The following is a 20,208-nucleotide window of genomic DNA, read 5'->3' as shown; positions in this document are numbered from 1 at the left end:
AGAAAGTTTTTCATTAAAGAGGTTATATTTCAGTAATTTGCGTAAAATTTCATCTTTCATTGTTACTCAATAGAAACTAATTTAGTAACTACAAAATCCAGCCACACAAACAGCACATTTAGTTTTTCCCAACGCAAAATCCAACGCTGAAAAACTAAAAGAGCTGTTTCTTGCCAACGCTCGGAAAAATTCAATCGGAATTATTTGTTTGCCAAAATTTGACAGACTATATTTGACACTTATTGTCAAGTCAAAATCTTCAAATGGAAACAATCGGACAAATTTTACGAAACAAAAGACAAGAGCTTGGTCTGCTATTAAGGCAAGTCTCTGCTTATGTCGATATTGACCAAGCCATTTTGAGCAAAATTGAGCGAAACGATCGAAAACCAACCAGAGAAATGTTGGAAAAACTCGCTGAAATTTTAAAGCTCGATAAAGATGAGCTTTTAGTACAATATATCAGCGACAAAATTGCGTACGAAATAGCAGGTGAAGACTGTGCAAGCAAAGCTCTAAAAGTTGCTGAAAAGAAAAACCCTTGGAAAATGTCCTAAATGTGGTAATGGAAATATTTTAGAAGGCAAAAAATCGTTTGGTTGTACAAATTGGAAAAAAGGTTGTGATTTTACAATATGGAAAACCATTGCAGGAAAAAAAATATCTGAATTAGTAATTCAAGATTTAATTAGCAAAAAAGAAACAAGATTATTGAAAGGTTTCAAATCTAAAGCAGGCAAAAGTTTTGACGCTAGGTTAAAACTTAATAATGAATTTAAAATTGAATTTGATTTTAATAAATAGAGTATAAAATTTTAAGATATTTATCCCACGTTTCCGTGGGATAAATATCTTGAAATTAAATTCTAAGAAAGATACTTTATATTAAATGGTTTCTCGGATCGTTTATAAGTTCTTTTCTCTTTTTTATGAATAATGTTCCCTTCTACTTCAAGCGTCGGATACTCTATTTGAAATTCTAAAATTCCATTTTCATTTAAATGAAACTCAAATTTAATTATAATTTCATTGTCCCTCCGAGAAATCTGATATGTCTTGTTTTTATTATCTATTTTTTCTGCATTTTTATCCTCTTGAGACACAATACCACTAAAAAGAGCACGACAGAATTTATTGTCTATATCAACCTTGTTAATATAGAAAATGTCTTTCTCATTAAATGCTAAACCGTAACTATCATCTTCTTCCTCATCACTAGTAACAATTTTCCATTCTCCATGGATCCATGCAGGAGGAGAATAAGTATATTTATTCTTTACAACTTCTTCTATTCCGTCATCATTGTTACACGAAGTAATAGCGGTAAAGCTAGTTCCAAGCATTAAACAAAATGCTACCAATTTCAATGTTTTTTTCATAGCGTATCTTTTATTTATTTATTTCATTAATTTGATTCATTACAGTATTCCTTAGCCCCATGGGGTCTTTGATTTTATAAGCTTGATAAGCTCCTCCTGTTGTAACTCTAAATATTCCATACCCAAGCCATTTACCCATCGCACTTTGATGTAAATGAAATCCTTCATACTTACTTAATAGAATATCGTTCACTTCTTGTGCTACTACTCCTGAACGTAAGGTTAGACTATTTTTAAGCACCTGAACTTTTATACTTTTAAGTAGAAAATATTTATAGAGTAAAAATAAAAACAGTAAAGAAAATATACCAGAAGCAAATAGCCCGACAAAGTCAAAAGAGTGAATATCTTCGTATTTAACTCCTTTACTTACATAAGTAAAAATTATAATTACGAATGCGAATAGACTAGGTAAATAACATACCTACAATATAGGGCAAAAAGCTTATCCAGTGAAGTCTAGTTTCGTAAATAACTTCTTCAGGTTCTCTATTCTCAATTACATTTATTTCTTGAAATAAATTCCTCATAGTTTCTTCAAATTTAATTAAAAATGTGATATGTTTAACATAAACACACCACAAATTTTAATTATGGCGAATTCGCCACAATAGACTATGATTTCGTATTAGTTGATACGCCACCATATTTAGCAACCAACTTGACTAAAATTTTTGATTTATTTTTCTAAAGAAAAAAACCATAGCAGCACCTAAGGCTGCAACAAACCAAGTGAATAGCGCTGCTAGAAAAGCTAGAGAAGCAGGATGATAATCTAACAATTTTTCCATGAAATAAGTTTTAAAAAAGCGTGTAAAATTAGTAAAATTCTGACTATAAAATCTAATTTTTTTAGACTTAAATTTTGGAAGAGCATTTTTTGTTCCTCTGCTGTATCTACATTTGTTAACGAAAATATGGTAAAATAAATCTCTTTTGAATCGCAAACGTGGATTAAAAGAAGATATTGAAAGAAGGATTGAAGAATATCTAAAAAATTATTAAAAGAACTATATATAAAGAAGCGTATTAAACGCTCCTTTTTCAAGCTAAAAGCTTATCCCTTATATTCTAAATCTTTTTAGAACATCACAAAATTATATAGTGTAGCGTCCTAAAAAAGCGTTACAATTAATATTACAAAGATATTTAATTTAATTGATGCTGAAAAGCTAGCTTTTCAGCATCAATTTTTTTATATGTTTTGATTTTAATTTTATTCTGTTTGTGCATTTGCTGTGGTGTTAAGTAATGACAGGAATAATGAGGTCTTAGATTGTTGTATTTATCAATAGCATCATTAACTAATTGAATTTTATCATGTAAATTATTTCCATACCTATCAATCATAAATTCTTGCTTTAATATGCCATTTACTCGTTCTGCTACAGCATTAACATAAGGATCGTAACTTTCTGTCATACTACATAAAATATTATTTTCATTTAGCAAGCATTGGTAATCTGTACTACAATATTGTAATCCTCTGTCCGAGTGATGAATTAAAGGTTGTTTATTGTTTTTCTTTCTGCATTTTATTGCTTTTTTCAACGCAGCTAAACTACTTTGAACATCTAAACTGTCAGAAACATCAAATCCTACAATTTTCTTAGAGTAAGCATCTGTTACTAAAGCGAGATAGAAAGGATTTTCTCGCTTGCCAATATATGTGATATCACTTACCCATTGCTGTTTTGGCTCAGATGGAACAACGTTCTCTATTAAGTTTTTATGTTTTTTAAATCTATGATATGAGTTGGTCGTGATGTGATAACTTTTTTTGGGTTCTATCAGCATATGATTGGCTCTAAGAATATCAAACAACTTATCTGGTCCAACTCCTATTTCTCGTAACTTCTCTTTTAGCATATGGTAAAGTTTACGTGTGCCAATTTTGGGTAATTTATGCCTTATATCTTCTACCATTAACACTACTTGCATGGCTCTGTTTTGTTTGGATTTAATTGCTTTTGCTCTTCTATAATACACTTGTCTTGACTTCCCGAGAAGTTCGCAACTATAACTTATGCTTTTTTGTTGATGCGTTGCGTAGGTGTCAACAACTCGGGTGATGAGTTTTTTCTTATATCGATATTGTACTCTTTTTCAGCTAGCTCTATCATTAAATCGAAAATGGCTGCTTTGTCTGAAGAGACTTCTACTTCTTTCTGTAAACGATTCTTTTGCTTCTCAAGCAACTTTATCTTGGATTCTAATTCTTTGATTTTGGCTTCCGCAGATTTTGACATCTTACTTATTGTTTGGTTTTCCCAGTCAAAGGTACCATATTTTCTGAGCCAACTCACAACTGTAGACCTTGCTTGAATGCCATACTTCCTCTGAACAGATCTTGTGCTCTCTAGTCCACTTTCTACCTCAAATACTACTTGATGTTTGAAACTTAGTGAATAATCCTTTTGTGTACGCTTTACGTAATTTGTCTTGTCTTTCATTTATTTAACGTTTTTATGTAACGCTTTTTTAGGACTAGACATTTCCAAAATAAATAAAAAACCCTTACATTTCTTATTATGTCTGATATAGCACCACGCTTCTGAAAATTTTTGCTCTGTCAAAATCATATGCCCATCTTCTGGATGTTTTAAAAGAAATTCATAACATTCTTCCTTTTTTTGAATCTGTTCTAAAATTAAAAAATAACCTTGGTCTTCACTATCATTATAATAAATAACACATGGTGTTGGATTTATATTGATTAAATCATCCATTATCATTGTCTTTCCTGAAACATTATAATCTAATGCTTCTAGTATCGTTTTTATTCTAAATATTGGCCCTTTTTCTTCTAATACGGCATACATTTTTTTTGCTATTTCCCATGAGTCTATATCATCAAAATATTCTATTATGTTTCTCAAACATTTCTGTTCAAATAAATCACTCCCTGTCTCTTTCATTTGTTTTTTCTAATTTATTGCTCCTTTTGCATAAAACTCCAACAGCTTGACTTGGTATAAATAATTGTATTTCGCCTGTGCTGCCGAACCTTGGGCATTTACATAATTGTTTCTCGCTGTATTTAGGTCGTAGATAGATGATCTCCCTGCCTGATAGCTCTTTTCCATGAAATCCAGCGCAAGTTTTGAGCTTTTCTCTGCTTCCACCGCCGATTTATAAACTTCAAAGTTATTTTCTGCCGTGTATTCTGCTTTTTGGATATTCTGTAAAAGCTCTTGTTTCTGCTGCTGCAGGTTATTTTTAGCTATATCTTCATTTATTTTGGCTTGTTCTACTTGTATTTTTGTAATTCCTTTGTTAAAAATAGGAATGTTCACAGTAAGTCCTATTTGCTGACCAAAATTATCCTTATACTGCTGACCGAAATTCCTGCCTCCATCATTATTAAACGAATTGAAATAAAATGTCCCAACGCCCGCACTGGCTGTAATGGATGGAAGGAACCCCGTATTTGCTATTTTTGTCTGCATTTCAGAGGCTTTTATTCTAGCTTCTGCTCCCTTTATCTGCGGATGCCAGCTGTAAGCCTTTTCCAAAATCTCACTTACCGAAAAATCCGTTTTTTCTACATTTTCTGCCACATCCCAGCCCGCTACATCGAAGTTTTTATAATCCTCCAACTGAAGCAGTAAAGCCAATGAAAACAGTGCATTTTTGGTATTTACTTCTGCTGATTTCATATTCTGGTATTCCCTTGCCATAGAGGCGTTTGCTTCCGCTAAAACCGTTTGGGCGGTGGTTCCTACTCTAGTGGTTATTTCCGCTTTTTCATAGACTTTTTGTGCGTTTTCATAGGCGGATTTATTGATGTTTTCCACTTCTCTATTCAGCAAAATATTTAAATACTGCTGGGCTATCTGAAGGGAAATATCGCTTTTTATCCTTTCCAAATCATAGGCGCTGGCTTCTACTTCGTACTGAGATTTTTGAATTTGTTTTTCGAGTCGGCTTCCGTTGTAAAGGGTAATATTTGCGCCAATATTCACAGAATTATTAAAATTATCATTTCTTCGGTGATTACCGAAAACATCTTGATTTTGCCCAAAACTAGCCATATTGCTCACCGTTGCCGAAACGCTCGGAATACGCTCTTTTTTAGCCGTTTTTAGATTATTTTCCTGATTGGTTTTTTCTAGTCTGCTCTGCTTGATGTGCAGATTATGCTCAAAAGCATAATGTATACACTCCTGCAATGTCCATTTTTTTTGGGCATTGGCCACAGAAAAAGAAAAGAAAAAAATAGGGAAAATATATTTATAAAGTTTCATATTTTTATTTTATACTACTCAGTATCACATCATTATAATGAACCAATTCTGGAATAGCAGCATAGTCCATATTGATGATCTGAACATTATTTTTATTAAGCACATCGTATAAATCATTCTGCTTATTCATAGGAACAAAACCGAAATGATAATATTTCTTTTTATTGTTTTTTATATCATTTTGGGCTTGTTTTTCATATTCCATGTATTTATCGTTATTTTTATTAGACTGATAATAAGAATAATCTATAAATGAAACAGCTACAACGATTACAATTAATACGATATATTTTATTTTCATGATATGATTTAATCTGTTTTTCATTTAACTCAACGATACACTTTGTTTCTCCCACATTCTTTTGTATACAGAATCTTTTGCTAATAGTTCTTTATGACTTCCTTGCTCTATTACTTTTCCCTCTTTCATTACCAATATAGTATCAGAATGGGCTATTGTGCTTAATCTATGAGCTATAACAATCATTGTTTTTCCTTGTGCTTTAAACTCGTCTAAAGTTCTTTGTATAATCTGTTCTGATTCTGTATCTAATGCTGATGTTGCCTCATCCAAAATCAAGACTTCTGGGTTTTTGTATAAAGCTCTTGCTATAGCTATTCTCTGTTTTTGTCCTCCTGAAAGCTGAGAGCCATTTTCTCCTAAATATGTCTGAAAACCATTAGGCAGTTTTTCAATAAATTCTAAAATTCCAAGTTTTTTAGTAATATCTATTATCCTCTGCATGTTAGGAATATCCTCTCCCAATGCAATATTATCAATTACATTTCCTGAAAATAAATCTATCTGTTGAGGAACCACCGAAACCATTGTTCTTAATGATTGATTAGAAATATATTGTATGTCATAATTTCCTATCATTATTTTCCCTTTTTTAAGGCTGTATAAGTTCTGTATGAGTGAAGCTAATGTTGTTTTACCTGAACCACTCTCACCAACAATAGCTGTTGTTTTTCCTTTTTCTATTTCACAATTGAAACCTTCAAATACATCTACTCTGCTGCCATAACTAAAATGAACATCTTTAAACTGAATATTTCCTATACCATCCGCTGTCAATTCTAGTTTATCTGTTGTTTCTTCCCTTTCCAAATCCATAATTTCAAATAATCGGTCTGCGGCAATCAATGCATTCTGAACTGTTTTATTCATTCCTATAAGTTGAGCCACTGGACTGGTAAAATAGCCTATTAAAGCATAAAATGATAATAATTCCCCTGGGGTGATTTCCCTATCAATCACATACCCTGCACCTGCCCAAAGCAAAACAATCGTAAATATTCTTGATAAAAACTCTGATGAATTGCCCGAAAATAAGGCATTTAACACCGATTTATAAATCGTTTTTAATAGTTTTGAAAATGTATTATCGGTTTTATTATTAGCAAATGTCTCTACTCCAAATTGCTTAATGGTTCTTACCGAGTTTAGCGATTCCACCAAATGAGCCTCCAAATCTGCTCCTTCTTCCATTAATTGGCGTTCTACTTTCTTATTCAATTTGTTAGTAATCCAATAAACTAAAAGGTAAAACGGAATAACCAAAGCAATAATTAATGCCAACTTCCAATAATAAGTGAACATCAAAGCAAAAGAAAAAAAGACAATGAATACATTCACAAAAATTTGGATTGCTACATCGTTTATAAAAGATCTAATCTTAACAGCATCATTTACACGAGATATAATTTCTCCTACTCTCATCGTATCAAAGAAGCGTTGAGGCAACTTTAATAAATGCTTATAATAGCCCAAAATTAAATGTTTGTCCATTTTTTGCCCTGTCTGCAGAACCAATATGGATTTCATTGAACTTATAAATATTTGGAATAATAGAATAATTATCATTCCTATGGAAAGAAGATTTAGTAATCTCCTATTTCCATCTATAAGAACATAATCTGTGATTTTTTCAATATAAATAGAAGTAGAAAGCCCTAAAACAGTATAAATAACTGCTCCTAATAGTGCTTGAAATAAGATACTCTTGTGAGGTTTTACTAAATTCCAGAAACGAGCATAAACACTTGTTCTCTCATCTTTTTGTTCAAAATATTCATTTTTTTCTAAAATCACCAATACTCCTGTCCATATTTTAGTAAAATCTTCTTCTGAATATTCTTCTAACTTACCATAAGCAGGGTCCATTACTGTAACTTTCCCCTTACTTAATTTATAAATCACAACAAAATGATGTAACTGACCATTAACAATAATATGTGCAATGGCTGGTAATGGAATATTTGACAATGCTTCTATATCTCCCTTGACTCCTTTGGCATTAAAGCCCATTGCTTCTAAGCCCTGAATCATTCCTAAAACATTTGTTCCACGAGTATCAGTATGGCATATTTGTCGAATTTTAGCAATAGGCATTTTATTCCCATAGTAAGCCCCAACAGAAGCCAAACATGCTGCTCCACAATCCTTTATATCATGCTGTTTTATTAGTGTGCCTCTTTTCATTTTTATTTAAAATTAGGATTAAACCAATCATCTACTCTATCAAATAAAAGCTGCCATAGGGTTCTATCTATAAGATGGAAACGCCCTGTTAAGGTCATTCCTTTTCCTATATTACCTTTATAACCATTCTTTAACTCCAAATAATTATTATCCATTACACAACGAACTCTAAAAAAAGCCTCTCCTGTTTGAGAATTGATAGTAAGATTTTGGTCTATATCTACAACCTTTCCTGTAAGTAGCCCCCATTGATTATAGTTATAAGTATCAACTTGAAATTTAACTTCTTGCCCTTTATGTATAAATCCTATATCTTTGGGCAATACGGAGCATTCTATGGTAAGATTTTGCTCTGGGGATATTTCTCCTAATACTTGCCCTTGGGTTAAGAAACTTCCTTTTTGAATTCCTGTGAAATTGATCAATCTTCCTGATGAATGAGCTATTATCACATAGTTTTTCTGTTCTTGATTTATTCTTTGTATCTCTGACCCCAATGATCTTAACTGCCTCTCTGTTTCTCTCTTTTGAACCTGCCACTGGGCAATTTGTTGTTCCTTAATATTAGCAACTTGGTTTTGTAGTCCTTTGTAATTATAGTAGACTTTATCATAATCTGCACGAGGAAGCACCCCTTGATTATATAATAATGATGCTCTATCTAATTCTTTTTTTGCTAATGATAGTTCTGTCTGTATTTGGGCAATTTTCTCTTGCATTGCACTTACTTCTCTCTGATATTGTCCCGTCTGTAAGCCTGTGAAGTTTCCAGAAGAGATTTTTGCTAAATCTGATAATTGAGCTTGATAATCTGCGCTCTGGTTTTGATGCAGTTCTTTCTGGGTATTTAACTGCTCTGCTGTAATTACTAAGAGCGTATCCCCTTTATTTATATTTTGATTATTTTTTTCTAATTTACTTTTAATTACTCTGCCTCCTACCATTACTGTAATAGGAACATTCTCTTGGGCAGATCTTACCACTCCTCTTGCTGATGTAGATACGGGAATTTTTATCAATGGTAAAGCAACAAAAATACCTATTATAAATATCAATACACTTAAATAAATTTTATTTTTGATCATTTTATAATGCTTTTACTTCTTTTTTCTTGTGCAAATTTAGAATACACCTTCTCTAAGTCATATAATGCCAATATAACGAGTATATATAAAAAAATATATTACTGATAATCATCAACATAAATGAAATATTCCTATTGGAATAAAATATTCTAATAGGAATGGATTTTATAAAATATTATTTCCATTTTTGTCCCAACAAAAAATAAGTGTACACAAAAATTTTGTTTAAATGAATTATTAATCAAATTTTTAAAAATGAAATTAGAAAAATTGAATTTGACAGAACTTACCTCTGAAGAATTATTAACTATTGAAGGTGGAAAAGGATTATTGAGCCATATAAAAGAGTTCCTTAAAGGTATTTATGATGGATTAAAACTTTAAATTAAATATTTATGAATACAAATACATTAACAGAATTAAATTATGAAGAGCTTATAGCCATTGAAGGAGGATGCGATACTTGTAGAAAAGTAGGAAAAATTGTGGGAAGACTTATTCAGGAGTACATCATTGATAAGCTTTTTTAACTTCAGAGTAAAAGGCTAAGATTCTTAGCCTTTTACTATTCATTAAACTAAATAGGATGAAAGAATTCTTTAATTTTTTAACTAGTGGACGAGTAATACTCCAAGAATATAGTTTTGTAAAAAATATAGGCAATGTAATTTTAGGATATTTTATTTTTTTATCTATATACATACTATCTCTGGCTATTTTTGCTTATTTTTCTGAGATTGATACAACAAAAACACCATCCGCTGCAGTTGGAAGATTAAATCATATAAATATACATATAAGAATATTAATTGTATGTTTAATTTATCCTATTCTTGAAGAAATAGCATTTAGACTTCCTTTAAATAATAATCCAATTAACATAATTATAGGATTATCTTTTTTCAGTTTATTTACTTCTACAATAATAAGGGATTTAATAAATTGGAATAATTACAAATATATTACACATATTATAATTATTATTATTAGTTGTTTTTTTCTATGCTTGAAACAAAAATCCATTATACGTATAGTAGAAAATAATTACCTTTTGTTCTTTCATTTATTATCTTTATGTTTTTGTTTATTTCATTATGATAGTTACAAAGTGAAAGAAAGCCCTGTTACAAGCTTTATACCCCTTGTTTCTGCTTTGTTTTTTGCATATTATTTATCTTTCGTACGAATGAAATTTGGGTTTGGATATTCTATTATTATTCATTGTTTTCATAATACTCTATTTTCTTTACCTTATATTATTAAAAATTTTATTAGATAAGATATAATACATGGATTTTTTCAGTTATATTTTCTATGAATAAAAAATAATATATAAATACACTATGATCATATTAGTCTTTATTTTAGAAATATACTTATGCTTCTTAGTAGTTTTTAAGAATAATTAACCCTAATATTTCCTATTTAGTGACCTACTTTTCTCATCAAAAATTCTTGTTTTTCAGAAAGTTTTACGACTTCTAAAAAATTAAGATCTAAAACATCTAATATCTCTCCTAACTTATCTACATCCCAGATAGCTTTTCCTGTTTCTAATTTAGAATACTGTGCTTGAGAAATTTGTAAAATATACGCCATATATTGTTGGGATAAATCCTTTTGGCGTCTTGTTTTTCTTATAATGTTATAGTTTATTTTCATATCATTTTAATAAATTCCTAATACTTAATAGTACCGAAAAAATTTCGGTACTATTGATATTTTATTTATAATTTAGACAGCGACCTACAGACTTCGCTATTTCTCCTATTATAAGGAGAATTACTACTAGCATAATAAATAATTTAATTTTTAAGAACTTGCATAATATACTATTCCTAGTACAGGACTTATAGCAGACATTCCTACTCCTATCCAAAAAGATTTAGGAGACATTTTTCCTCCACTAATAGGCTCTAATTCTACTTTTGAATGTTCTACAACATTCATGATTCTAAATATATTTTTAATTTTTTATCCTACATAAGGGTCATTCCCAATATTTTCTAGTATTTCCCCAAAAAAACTTATTATTTTTAAAGGCATACCAATTGGTCCCGTTTTTTGGGGAAATTTCACCCCCTGTAATAATACTTAACTCCTTTTTTGTTAATTGTTTCATAATTCTTATTCTCTTAATCCATCATAAAACCCTACAAAAAAATTTATTATATGCTGATGAAAAACTATTCCCATTAACAATAAAACAATATATACATAATATTTTCTTTTCATTTTATCTCATTTTTATAATATTATTTATAATAAAAGGTAACGATATCAAGGTGTTATGAATAATGTGTATCATTACACTATAAGCAAAGCCAAACTTTAATCTAACAAAAGTAAAATAATACCCTAACAATAAAGTCATAAACATAAGTAGTAATATTCCTAATAAATCACTATTGAAATTATGGTTTTTATAATGAAATAAGCAAAACAATATTGTTAAAAAATGTATTATTACAAATTTATTTCTTACTATAAAAAAAACTATACTTTCATAATTACTGAGTATAACATAAATTCCTATACATAGGATTATTGCCATTAGTACATATTTATTGGTATTTATATAAGAGTTAATAAATGTTCCTATACAAAATATCAACGATAATCCCCCTACAATTATATTTATTTTATTAACATTCAATATTAATCTAAATGCGAATTCTTCTATAATTGGAACAATAATACATATCAAAAGTATTCTATAATAGAAATTCGTATCGTTATGTCTAACCATTGCTGTACTAGTACTAGATGTTATATTAAATATTAAGACACCTAATGCAACTATTAACAAATAGATAAACATTACCTTACCATATCCCAATAAGACCTCCAACATATTTCTTAAAAAACTAGAGTCTTGTTGTAATACTTCTCCTGTAAATATAAATCGTATAAATTCTTTCATCGCTACTATAAATTGAGACTTATATTTACTAAAATATAAGTCTCTTATTATTAATTAAACCAATCTTCTATTGTATCAATTATTACCTCTCTAACAAATCTCCCTATTTTTTTTCCTACTCCTTCACACTTATCACATCCCCCTTCAATAGTCATTAATTCTTCTATTGTTAAATCTAATGTATTCATAAAATATTATTTTAATTTAATAATCCGTCCATAAATCCTTTGAAAAACCTACTAATATGATCGATAATAGGATTTTTCTTTCCTCCCTCTATCACTAATAATTCCATAGAGCTTAACTCTTCTAATTGTAAATGTGCTACTTTCATTTTTGATTTTTTTTGTTATACTATGATATTTTAATTTTTGTTAAATAATCCAAGATTGGTTGTAAATACTTTACTGGACTAATAATAAATCCACCATTAGTACTTTTTAGTTCTTCTACTTTTAATTTACTTAATAATCTTTATTTTTTTACTCCCCCTAATATATATCTACTTCCACATTGGTTTTAAATTATGTTTAATAGCCATTCCTATTGCTACTGTAGAACTACATAACATTGCACCAATAGCATATCCTGCATATATAACTGGAATTACTCCTCCTTGAACTTCTATATGTTCTTTCTCTGTTAAATTTTTCATTTTTAAATAATCAACTTATTTTTTTTATTATCATCATAATAATATATATCAGTAATGTAAATAAAAAGCCTTTTTTAATACCTCTATATAAATCTGATATTTTAATTTTTTTCATCCTATTCCGATGCTATCTCTTTTCCTAATGCTATTGCTCCATAAACGGCTGCAGCCGCTCCGAACCCAATGCCAATTCCCTTAATAATAGCTCCAATTGCTATAGGAACTAATCCCCCCTCTACACTTTTTACTTCTTGAGCATTAAGCTCTACTAAATTTCATTTCTCTAATTTCATTTTTCAAACTCATACTAATTAATATTTTGGTTTTCTTTTTTTTAAAGATAGAGTTCCAATTGTTATATATTAATCTTTAATAGCATAAAGATATATAAATGCTCCTAACAAAACTCCTATGTAGAAAGTGTATACACATACTTTCAAAAGCTGTTTCTTTTCCATTATAAATAATATGTATATAATTATAACTTCAACATCTACTCTTAGTAGATATTTGAAGTTAAGATTAAAAATTAATGTGATAACTCATACACTATATGAGCAGATACTGCACCAACAGTAAGTCTTGCTACAAAAGATCCTGCTATATATGCTCCTGCAATTATAAAAGGTGCTATTCCTCCTTCTATTTCTTGCATTTCTTGATAAGATAATGTTTTAATATTTTCCATTTTCTAATTATTAATTTTTTATTAATCAGCTAAATATGCTGCTGCTCCTAATCCTACTCCTGCACCAAAAGCCGCCACACCTGCTGCTGCAACAGCTTTAGCTGAAATAGAGATACCAAATATTACTAGAGGTACAAATCCACCCTCTACACTTCTTACTTCTTGAGCATCAAGCTCTGTCAAATTTAATTTTTCTAATTTCATTTTTCAAAAATTTTAATTGGTTAAACTTTATTTATCTTTTAAATATAATTTTAAATGGATCTGTGATACAGCCTTCCCCGTCTCCATCATCTTTTACGGAGATAGACATTCCTGAATCTCCTCCTTGAACTTTTATAAGTTCCTCTTTTGTTAAATTTCTCATAACACTCTTTTTTTCTTTTGTTAATTGTTTTAATTCCATTTTTTTACTTATTTAATTTATTATTCCTTTTTTGTTTATTGACCTGGTGAAGCTATTTCTCTTAATAATTATATCCCCTACTTTTATTCCTCGATTTTTACCTCCATCACCTCCATAAATTTCTAATAATTCTTGTTGTGTTAGTTCTTTCATTTTTTATTTGTTCGTTTTTGACATTGCAAATCTAATACTGCTTTCTTCTTTTTCATATAATCTCAACATAATACGAACATGTAAAAACATTATATACTATACTTGTGTAATTTTCATATAATAACATTTTTATGATTTTATGTCACATATAATTTTTTTCTATATTTTTACATAAATTATCATAGTGTTGGATAATAAAAAAATATATCAAAAAACTTTATTTTTTAAGTGGGTTACAGTAGGAGGAATAGCCTCCATTTTATTTTTACAAATAATATCGCTGTTTTCTATTTATAATAATATGTCTACGATTATAGAAAGAAATATTAATGATGCTTTTTCTTTATCCATGGAAGAGTATAGAGATCGGGTATTACACGAGAACTATACTAAGGATTTAAAATTTCAAATCAAAAGTTTAAAAAACGAGAAAAATATTAGAGAGGAAAAAGACTACAAATATGACTATACTGGAAAACTTACAATTGATGATGCAATGAATAAGGTAATAGGAATGACTATTGCAGATGAGAAGTATGATTTAGATCTTACTTCTTTAGAAAACTTTTTAAGAAAAAATCTTATGAAATCAGAACTTGATATTCCTTTTGGACTTACTGTATATCCTGTTGAAAAAAAGAATATCCTTGAGCAAAGTAAAAATTTCAAATCTCAAAATTTTGACCATCACTCCTCTCGAATAGAGTTTGATATAAATAGAGAAGTTCAAGCTTCTTTTAAGGATACTCATAAAGTTATATTTGGGAAAATGATATGGTATTTGGTAGTTTCCTTTATTATCTTCATTATTGTTGCTATTTCTTTTGTCTATCAGTTGAAAATCATCATTAGACAGAAAAAAATAGAAAAAATCCGTCAAGACTTTGTGGATAGTATGACCCATGAACTAAAACATCCTCTACAAGGAGCCCTTTCTCTAACTGAAATTCTACTAAATCCATATTTTTCTAATTCTGAAGAAAGGAGAAATGAAGCTATTTTAAAAATTAAAAACAATTTACAAGCCATTAATCTATCCATAGAGTCTATTCTTGAAAAAACTTACTCCGATGATTTAGAATATTCTGCACAGTTAAAACTTAGCAACATAAAAAATATAGTAAATGATATTGTCTCAAATTTATCACTAACATATAGTAATAAACCTATAAAATTTAATGTTTCTTTTGATTTAGCTCAAGAAGAATTCTTATTAGATCCTGTACATTTTCCTAATGCTATAAAAAATGTGGTAGAAAATGCCATAAAATATTCTAAAGAAAATATTGAAATAAATATTAAGGTATTCAATGATTCTGAACAACTTAATATAATTATAGAAGATAATGGAATAGGCATTAAGCCTGAAAATATAGAATTAATTTTTGATAAATTTTTCAGAGTCCAGCAAAAAGGCTACGGATTTGGACTCGGACTAAGTTATGTAAAGTGGGTTTGCAAAATACATAAAGGAAAGGTATCAGTAAATAGTGTTTATAATAAAGGCTCTGTCTTTACTATACAAACACCCATATTAAACTAATTTATATGATGAAAAAAATACTTATTGCAGAAAATAATGAAGATTTTTCTTATGTTTTGAAATGGCATTTTGAACAAGAAGAATATGAAGTTTTCACTACAAATACAGGAAGTGGCGCATTAGAGTTATACAAAACTAGTCTTCCTGATATTATTTTTCTAGATATCAATTTAGATGAAGAAATAGACGGAAAAGATGTAGCTAGGAATATCAGAATCATAGATAAAAATACTCCTATTATTTTTATGAGTGGAGAAAGCAAATCTCCAAAAGATGTCGTAGAAGGGTTTGAAATAGGTTGTAATTTTTTCCTAAAAAAGCCTGTTTCTATAGAAGAAATAGAAGCTCATATTTTAGCTTTGGACAACAAAAAGACTATTCAAGAAATATTCAAATTTAATCATTGTATATTCAATACAGATAAAAGATGTATTATACAAGGGGATAGAAGAGATAATTTATCAGAGAAAGAGACTCTTGTATTACAATATTTAGCAACTTATCTTTCACAAGGAATAGATTTATATGATATTTTAGAAAAAGTTTGGGGAGATACTTCTATGGAAGAATCTTTAAGGAATGTTATAAGCTCTTTAAGAAAAAAAATATCTGATAAAGGACTTATAATCTCAACTATAAAGAATAAAGGGTATGTATTAGAAGATACTCCTATGTAATGAGTTATTTTTTAAAATAAACTTCGTAAAAAATAGAGCATGTAGATTGATAAAAAAAATAACTTTTTGATTTCATATTTCGTAAGAAAATAAATCATTTTGTTTTTATATAATAAAGAATAATTGTATATTTACTTGAAGAAAAGAAAATAGTTACAATGAGTCGAGCTACAGAAAAAACACGTACAGGAATGTATGAGAATGTGATGCACGAGTTTAATAAAGCTGCGGATAAAATGAATTTAGATCCTGGCGTTAGAGAAATTCTAGCCACCACACAAAATGAAATTATCGTTCATTTCCCAGTGAAAATGGATGATGGAAGTGTAAAGGTTTTTACTGGTTACCGTGTGCAGCACAACAATGCACTAGGGCCCTATAAAGGAGGTCTCCGCTACCACCCAACGGTAGATATAGATGCAGCAAAAGCTTTAGCTACTTGGATGACATGGAAAACAGCTTTGGCTGGTTTACCCTACGGGGGCGGGAAAGGAGGGATTCAAATTGACCCTAAAGAATATTCTGATTCTGAATTAGAGAGAATTACAAGAAGATTCACCTATGCGTTGGGTGAAAATATTGGCCCAGATTATGATATTCCTGCACCAGATGTGAATACCAATGCACAAATTATGGCCTGGATTGCAGATACGTATGCAAGTAGTAAAGCACCAGCAATACGTTTTAAAAACCTTCATGTAGTGACTGGGAAACCTGTTTCCTCTGGTGGATTAGAGGGGAGAGACAGAGCCACTGGATTTGGAGTCGTAACGAGCATCAAAAAATGGGCTGAGAGTAATGGTGTAGACTTAAAAGGTAAAAAATATATAGTGCAAGGCTTTGGAAATGTAGGCTATTGGGCAGCACATTTCATGCACGAAACTGGTGCAAAATTGATTGCTGTGCAAGACCACAGCGGCACGATTTTTAATACTGATGGAATCGACCCAGAAAGTTTAGCTGCACATAGCAAAGAAAATCAAAATAGTATAAATGCCTATTCTCAAGCTGAAAAAATCAAAGATGAAGATTTTTTTGGTTTAGATTGCGATATCGTTATCCCCGCCGCACTAGGGAATCAAATCACGGTAGATAATGCACAACACATCAAAGCTCAGCTAATAGCAGAAGGAGCTAATGGCCCGACTGATAGTGCAGCTGAAGAAATTTTGCTGGAGAAAGGTATCACTATCATTCCTGATATTCTCTGCAATAGTGGAGGAGTAATTGGTTCATATTTTGAATGGTTGCAAAATAAAAGAGCTGAAATATGGAAAATTGATGAAGTCCTAAGTCAATTGGAAGATAAAATTTTAACAGCTTATGATAAAGTAGAGAAAACAGCAAAAAAATATGAAACAGATTACCGAACAGCTGCTTATATTGTTGCTCTGGAAAGAATAGAAAGAGTTTATAAAGAAAGAGGAGTCTTTCCGTAAATATATTTTTATTTTAAACATAAAAAAGAGGATTAAACATTAGTTAATCCTCTTTTTTATAATAATTTTTTTAAGGCTTAAAAAAAATCATTCTCTAATTAAAGGCATTGTAGAACAGCGTAAAAGTCCACCCATTTTAGAAATATTCTGATACGGAATTTCCTCTACTTGAATTCCCCATTCATCTCGCATATGACGATTGAGTCGTGTGAAGTTTTCCTCTGAAACGACCACATCTGGAGCAATGGAAAAAATATTGGGAGTCATGTAAAAGAACTCGTCTTTTGTGATTTCAAATATGTTTTTTCTCCCAAAAAGGTCGATGAGTGTTTCATAGTTTCGAGGGTTGATAAATGCATCTTTGTAAATGATTGCTTTGTCTTTGCCTACTGGCTGGAAGCAACAATCTAAGTGCAAAACACCAGCATATGGGTCGCTGTCGTTTTTATGCAATTCCATGTCAATCACCCATTTATCGGGAAATTTTGTTTTTAACATCTGAATGGCCTTAGCATTAGTACGAGCCGTTTTGTAATGAGGATAATCAGGTTTTTTGTATGTTCCGACAAACATGAATTCATTCCACAAAATTACATCTCCACCCTCAATGTGTTCATCTTCAGCTACTCGAATGATTTTATTCTCACTCACGGAGTTGAAAATTTGTTCAAATGCCTCTAATTCTTTTTTTCTATCTTCAATGAGATTAGCAATGATGAGTTTTTCGTCAATCACAAAAGCAATATCTCGTGCATAAATTTGATTGTAATTTTCGATTTCATAGGGTCTGAAAACTTGCACGCCATGTTTTTTTAGTACATTTTCAAAGACTTTCATTTCCTCTATCACAGCCTGTTGTGTAGGGTAGTCATCATTTAAAACGCTATAAAAAGACTTCGCATCAAAAGTTTCTTTCAGCTCAGGTTTTTGCCCCATACTATACGGATTTCCCAAGACTACAGCTTTGAGCCTAGAGGTTTCATTTTTTATATTTAAAATCATGAATTGCTGAGTTGTTGAAGTTGAATTCCTGTAAAGACTTTTTTGGTATATAAAGGGAAATCAGCATTTTGAATCCAGCTGAAATAACCTCTATCTTCTTGAAAAACTTTTTTCACTTTTTTATTTTTATATTTCCCAAAATTAAAAATTTCATCACCATCTTTATCATAACCAATGAATCCTGCAAAATCAGCCATTTTGTAATGTTGAGAAAAATCACTTAGAAATTTTAAATCATTTTCTAAGCCTTCATATTTTTCGATTTGAGCTTTTAGGATTTCATAGGTTGCTCTAGTATCTGCCTCGGCAGAGTGGGCGTTCTCTAATTCTTTATGGCAATAGAAAGAATAAGCCGCAGAGAGCGTGCGAGGTTCCATCTTATGAAAAATCACTTGCACATCGACTGGTCGGCATTTCTTCAAATCCAAATCTTGCTCGGCGCGTAAAAGTTCCTCCGCCAGCAGTGGAATATCAAAGCGATTACTGTTAAATCCTGCAATGTCACTGTCTTTCAGTAGTTCGACTATGCGTGGAGCCAAGGTTTTAAAGTCAGGCTGATCTGCCACATCTTCATCTGAGATGCCATGAATGGCGGTGGTTTCTGCTGGGATAGGAATCCTTGGATTGACCAGCCAGGTGTAACTTTCTTGATTACCTGAAGGGAAAACTTTTAGAATTGAAATTTCTACAATTTTATCTTTACTTACATTGACTCCCGTTGTTTCTAAATCAAAAAAGCAAAGAGGTTTATTCAGGTTTAGTTTTCGCATAGATAAAATATTTTTTTAAAGTTAAAGATAACAAAATATAAATAATAATGATAGGAGCTATGGCTAATTCTCGTAAAAAAAGAAAAATAATAAGGCTTAGAAAAAAGAAAATCAAAATATGAACATTGTAAAAAAAAGGTTTCTTTAAATTTTTAAATGAAAATAAAGGGATTTTGGCGTTTAGTAAGAACCAAGAAAGTGAACTATAGATGATTAAAATAATTCCGTTAACCAATGGGCTAAACGATGCGGAGCTGCACCAATAGAAAATCCCGATAGCGAAAAATGTATTGGCAGGTGTGGCTAAGCCAAGAAAATAATCTTTGGGTGTGCCAGCTTGGTTGAAATTCGCTAAACGATAAATACTTGCCGCTGCAATGGCTAAACTTATAAATTTAAAGCCTTCAAAATCAGAGAATTTTGTGAAGCAGTGCAAAATTAAAAAAGAAGGGAATACACCAAAAGTGACGCCATCCGCCAAGCTGTCTAAATCCTTGCCAAGTGAAGAAGAAACGCCTAATTTCCGAGCAATCCATCCATCTAAAAAATCGCCGATTAAAGCTAAATAAATGAACCAAAAAGCTTGCTGAGGTTGCTGATAAACCAATAAAAAATAAATGGCTAAGCACCCGAAAATTAAATTTCCTAGAGTGATGGAGTTTGGGATATGTTGACGAAATTTCATAGCTTACGAATATAGTGGAATTGAATAAATAAAACGTATAATTTTTTTGAATATAAAGCTTAATGTAAACT

At 30.4% G+C, this 20,208-nt stretch carries 30 protein-coding genes and 1 pseudogene; 8 read left to right on the top strand and 23 right to left on the bottom strand.

Features of this window, described 5'->3' with window-relative positions:
• Positions 1 to 62 precede the first annotated feature (62 nt).
• Complete coding sequence (locus tag QOX03_RS06625) at positions 63 to 194, bottom strand: hypothetical protein (RefSeq protein WP_262512698.1); 132 nt, start codon at positions 192 to 194, stop codon at positions 63 to 65.
• A 69-nt stretch (positions 195 to 263) separates the two neighbouring features.
• Between QOX03_RS06625 and QOX03_RS06620 the strand changes: the two genes are divergently transcribed.
• Both QOX03_RS06620 and QOX03_RS06615 read left to right on the top strand, forming a co-directional pair.
• The gene (locus tag QOX03_RS06620) at positions 264 to 557 is read left to right on the top strand and encodes a helix-turn-helix domain-containing protein (RefSeq protein ID WP_283670512.1); all 294 of its coding nucleotides are present in this window, start codon (positions 264 to 266) and stop codon (positions 555 to 557) included.
• Positions 523 to 804 carry a topoisomerase C-terminal repeat-containing protein gene (locus QOX03_RS06615; protein WP_283670511.1) on the top strand — a complete coding sequence of 94 codons (282 nt, stop codon included), beginning with the start codon at positions 523 to 525 and terminating at the stop codon, positions 802 to 804. The genes QOX03_RS06620 and QOX03_RS06615 overlap by 35 nt, the downstream gene beginning before the upstream one ends.
• A gap of 62 nt (positions 805 to 866) precedes the next feature.
• Here QOX03_RS06615 and QOX03_RS06610 read toward each other — a convergent pair whose 3' ends face one another.
• The 10 genes from QOX03_RS06610 to QOX03_RS06565 form a co-directional block, all read right to left on the bottom strand.
• On the bottom strand, positions 867 to 1,379 hold the full coding sequence (locus tag QOX03_RS06610) for a hypothetical protein (protein WP_283670510.1): 513 nt from the start codon (positions 1,377 to 1,379) through the stop codon (positions 867 to 869).
• Positions 1,380 to 1,389: 10 nt separating this feature from the next.
• Entirely contained in the window at positions 1,390 to 1,725 is a 336-nt protein-coding gene (locus QOX03_RS06605; RefSeq protein ID WP_491893175.1) for a PH domain-containing protein, read from the bottom strand.
• 319 nt (positions 1,726 to 2,044) lie between these two features.
• Positions 2,045 to 2,170, bottom strand: a complete 126-nt coding sequence (locus QOX03_RS06600) for a hypothetical protein (RefSeq protein WP_283670508.1) — start codon at positions 2,168 to 2,170, stop codon at positions 2,045 to 2,047.
• A 358-nt stretch (positions 2,171 to 2,528) separates the two neighbouring features.
• Positions 2,529 to 3,407 carry an IS3 family transposase gene (locus tag QOX03_RS06595; RefSeq protein WP_289623544.1) on the bottom strand — a complete coding sequence of 293 codons (879 nt, stop codon included), beginning with the start codon at positions 3,405 to 3,407 and terminating at the stop codon, positions 2,529 to 2,531.
• Complete coding sequence (locus tag QOX03_RS06590) at positions 3,404 to 3,832, bottom strand: hypothetical protein (protein ID WP_283670506.1); 429 nt, start codon at positions 3,830 to 3,832, stop codon at positions 3,404 to 3,406. The genes QOX03_RS06595 and QOX03_RS06590 overlap by 4 nt, the downstream gene beginning before the upstream one ends.
• Entirely contained in the window at positions 3,833 to 4,297 is a 465-nt protein-coding gene (locus tag QOX03_RS06585; RefSeq protein ID WP_119059586.1) for a cysteine peptidase family C39 domain-containing protein, read from the bottom strand.
• Between the two features lie 9 nt (positions 4,298 to 4,306).
• The gene (locus QOX03_RS06580; RefSeq protein ID WP_119059587.1) at positions 4,307 to 5,626 is read right to left on the bottom strand and encodes a TolC family protein; all 1,320 of its coding nucleotides are present in this window, start codon (positions 5,624 to 5,626) and stop codon (positions 4,307 to 4,309) included.
• A 4-nt stretch (positions 5,627 to 5,630) separates the two neighbouring features.
• Complete coding sequence (locus tag QOX03_RS06575; protein ID WP_119059588.1) at positions 5,631 to 5,927, bottom strand: hypothetical protein; 297 nt, start codon at positions 5,925 to 5,927, stop codon at positions 5,631 to 5,633.
• Positions 5,928 to 5,951: 24 nt separating this feature from the next.
• On the bottom strand, positions 5,952 to 8,111 hold the full coding sequence (locus tag QOX03_RS06570; RefSeq protein WP_283670505.1) for a peptidase domain-containing ABC transporter: 2,160 nt from the start codon (positions 8,109 to 8,111) through the stop codon (positions 5,952 to 5,954).
• A gap of 2 nt (positions 8,112 to 8,113) precedes the next feature.
• Entirely contained in the window at positions 8,114 to 9,196 is a 1,083-nt protein-coding gene (locus QOX03_RS06565) for an HlyD family secretion protein (protein ID WP_283670504.1), read from the bottom strand.
• A gap of 255 nt (positions 9,197 to 9,451) precedes the next feature.
• On the opposite strand from QOX03_RS06565, the gene QOX03_RS06560 reads away from it, so the two are divergent.
• From QOX03_RS06560 to QOX03_RS06550, 3 genes are read left to right on the top strand one after another with little or no spacing between them, the layout of a single operon-like run.
• On the top strand, positions 9,452 to 9,580 hold the full coding sequence (locus QOX03_RS06560; RefSeq protein ID WP_262512701.1) for a hypothetical protein: 129 nt from the start codon (positions 9,452 to 9,454) through the stop codon (positions 9,578 to 9,580).
• Between the two features lie 11 nt (positions 9,581 to 9,591).
• On the top strand, positions 9,592 to 9,726 hold the full coding sequence (locus QOX03_RS06555) for a hypothetical protein (protein WP_262512702.1): 135 nt from the start codon (positions 9,592 to 9,594) through the stop codon (positions 9,724 to 9,726).
• Between the two features lie 56 nt (positions 9,727 to 9,782).
• Entirely contained in the window at positions 9,783 to 10,475 is a 693-nt protein-coding gene (locus tag QOX03_RS06550) for a CPBP family glutamic-type intramembrane protease (RefSeq protein ID WP_283670503.1), read from the top strand.
• 146 nt (positions 10,476 to 10,621) lie between these two features.
• On the opposite strand, the gene QOX03_RS06545 is transcribed toward QOX03_RS06550, so the two are convergent.
• The 9 genes and pseudogenes from QOX03_RS06545 to QOX03_RS06510 all read right to left on the bottom strand — a co-directional run bounded on the left by QOX03_RS06545 (position 10,622) and on the right by QOX03_RS06510 (position 14,021).
• The gene (locus tag QOX03_RS06545) at positions 10,622 to 10,858 is read right to left on the bottom strand and encodes a helix-turn-helix domain-containing protein (RefSeq protein WP_119059591.1); all 237 of its coding nucleotides are present in this window, start codon (positions 10,856 to 10,858) and stop codon (positions 10,622 to 10,624) included.
• Positions 10,859 to 12,169: 1,311 nt separating this feature from the next.
• Positions 12,170 to 12,307: a hypothetical protein gene (locus QOX03_RS06540; protein WP_165846441.1), complete on the bottom strand. Its 138-nt coding sequence runs from the start codon at positions 12,305 to 12,307 to the stop codon at positions 12,170 to 12,172.
• Between the two features lie 11 nt (positions 12,308 to 12,318).
• Positions 12,319 to 12,453, bottom strand: a complete 135-nt coding sequence (locus QOX03_RS06535; protein ID WP_262512703.1) for a hypothetical protein — start codon at positions 12,451 to 12,453, stop codon at positions 12,319 to 12,321.
• 168 nt (positions 12,454 to 12,621) lie between these two features.
• Positions 12,622 to 12,774, bottom strand: coding sequence for a bacteriocin (locus QOX03_RS06530; protein WP_119059593.1), 153 nt, complete (start codon positions 12,772 to 12,774; stop codon positions 12,622 to 12,624).
• Positions 12,775 to 12,890: 116 nt separating this feature from the next.
• Positions 12,891 to 13,031 (bottom strand): annotated as a pseudogene (locus QOX03_RS09500) (hypothetical protein); the annotation flags it as partial.
• Between the two features lie 272 nt (positions 13,032 to 13,303).
• On the bottom strand, positions 13,304 to 13,462 hold the full coding sequence (locus QOX03_RS06525) for a class IIb bacteriocin, lactobin A/cerein 7B family (RefSeq protein WP_283670502.1): 159 nt from the start codon (positions 13,460 to 13,462) through the stop codon (positions 13,304 to 13,306).
• Positions 13,463 to 13,483: 21 nt separating this feature from the next.
• Positions 13,484 to 13,666, bottom strand: coding sequence for a class IIb bacteriocin, lactobin A/cerein 7B family (locus QOX03_RS06520; protein WP_119059595.1), 183 nt, complete (start codon positions 13,664 to 13,666; stop codon positions 13,484 to 13,486).
• Positions 13,667 to 13,697: 31 nt separating this feature from the next.
• Positions 13,698 to 13,868, bottom strand: a complete 171-nt coding sequence (locus QOX03_RS06515) for a hypothetical protein (protein ID WP_165846442.1) — start codon at positions 13,866 to 13,868, stop codon at positions 13,698 to 13,700.
• A gap of 12 nt (positions 13,869 to 13,880) precedes the next feature.
• On the bottom strand, positions 13,881 to 14,021 hold the full coding sequence (locus tag QOX03_RS06510; protein ID WP_165846443.1) for a hypothetical protein: 141 nt from the start codon (positions 14,019 to 14,021) through the stop codon (positions 13,881 to 13,883).
• Between the two features lie 187 nt (positions 14,022 to 14,208).
• Here QOX03_RS06510 and QOX03_RS06505 point away from each other — a divergent pair, with 187 nt between their 5' ends.
• The 3 genes from QOX03_RS06505 (at position 14,209) to QOX03_RS06495 (ending at position 17,680) form a co-directional block, all read left to right on the top strand.
• Positions 14,209 to 15,564: a sensor histidine kinase gene (locus QOX03_RS06505; protein WP_133298021.1), complete on the top strand. Its 1,356-nt coding sequence runs from the start codon at positions 14,209 to 14,211 to the stop codon at positions 15,562 to 15,564.
• A 5-nt stretch (positions 15,565 to 15,569) separates the two neighbouring features.
• Positions 15,570 to 16,241, top strand: coding sequence for a response regulator transcription factor (locus QOX03_RS06500; RefSeq protein WP_283670501.1), 672 nt, complete (start codon positions 15,570 to 15,572; stop codon positions 16,239 to 16,241).
• Positions 16,242 to 16,399: 158 nt separating this feature from the next.
• Positions 16,400 to 17,680, top strand: a complete 1,281-nt coding sequence (locus QOX03_RS06495) for a Glu/Leu/Phe/Val family dehydrogenase (protein WP_283670500.1) — start codon at positions 16,400 to 16,402, stop codon at positions 17,678 to 17,680.
• Between the two features lie 87 nt (positions 17,681 to 17,767).
• Here QOX03_RS06495 and QOX03_RS06490 read toward each other — a convergent pair whose 3' ends face one another.
• Genes QOX03_RS06490 through QOX03_RS06480 form a run of 3 tightly spaced genes read right to left on the bottom strand, consistent with a single transcriptional unit; the run spans position 17,768 to position 20,137 of the window.
• Positions 17,768 to 18,682 (bottom strand): dimethylarginine dimethylaminohydrolase family protein, encoded by a 915-nt coding sequence (locus QOX03_RS06490; RefSeq protein ID WP_119059599.1) that lies wholly within the window; start codon positions 18,680 to 18,682, stop codon positions 17,768 to 17,770.
• A complete protein-coding gene (locus tag QOX03_RS06485) occupies positions 18,679 to 19,452 on the bottom strand; it encodes a 3'-5' exonuclease (protein WP_283670499.1) in 774 nt (257 codons plus the stop codon). Before QOX03_RS06485 ends, QOX03_RS06490 begins: the two co-directional genes overlap by 4 nt.
• Positions 19,430 to 20,137 (bottom strand): CDP-alcohol phosphatidyltransferase family protein, encoded by a 708-nt coding sequence (locus QOX03_RS06480; protein WP_283670498.1) that lies wholly within the window; start codon positions 20,135 to 20,137, stop codon positions 19,430 to 19,432. Before QOX03_RS06480 ends, QOX03_RS06485 begins: the two co-directional genes overlap by 23 nt.
• Between the last annotated feature and the right edge of the window lie 71 nt (positions 20,138 to 20,208).

It is taken from the genome of Candidatus Ornithobacterium hominis (assembly GCF_951229915.1).
GTDB lineage: Bacteria > Bacteroidota > Bacteroidia > Flavobacteriales > Weeksellaceae > Ornithobacterium > Ornithobacterium hominis.
Note: the sequence above shows the minus strand (reverse complement) of the source record. Positions and strands in the feature narration are given on the sequence as shown.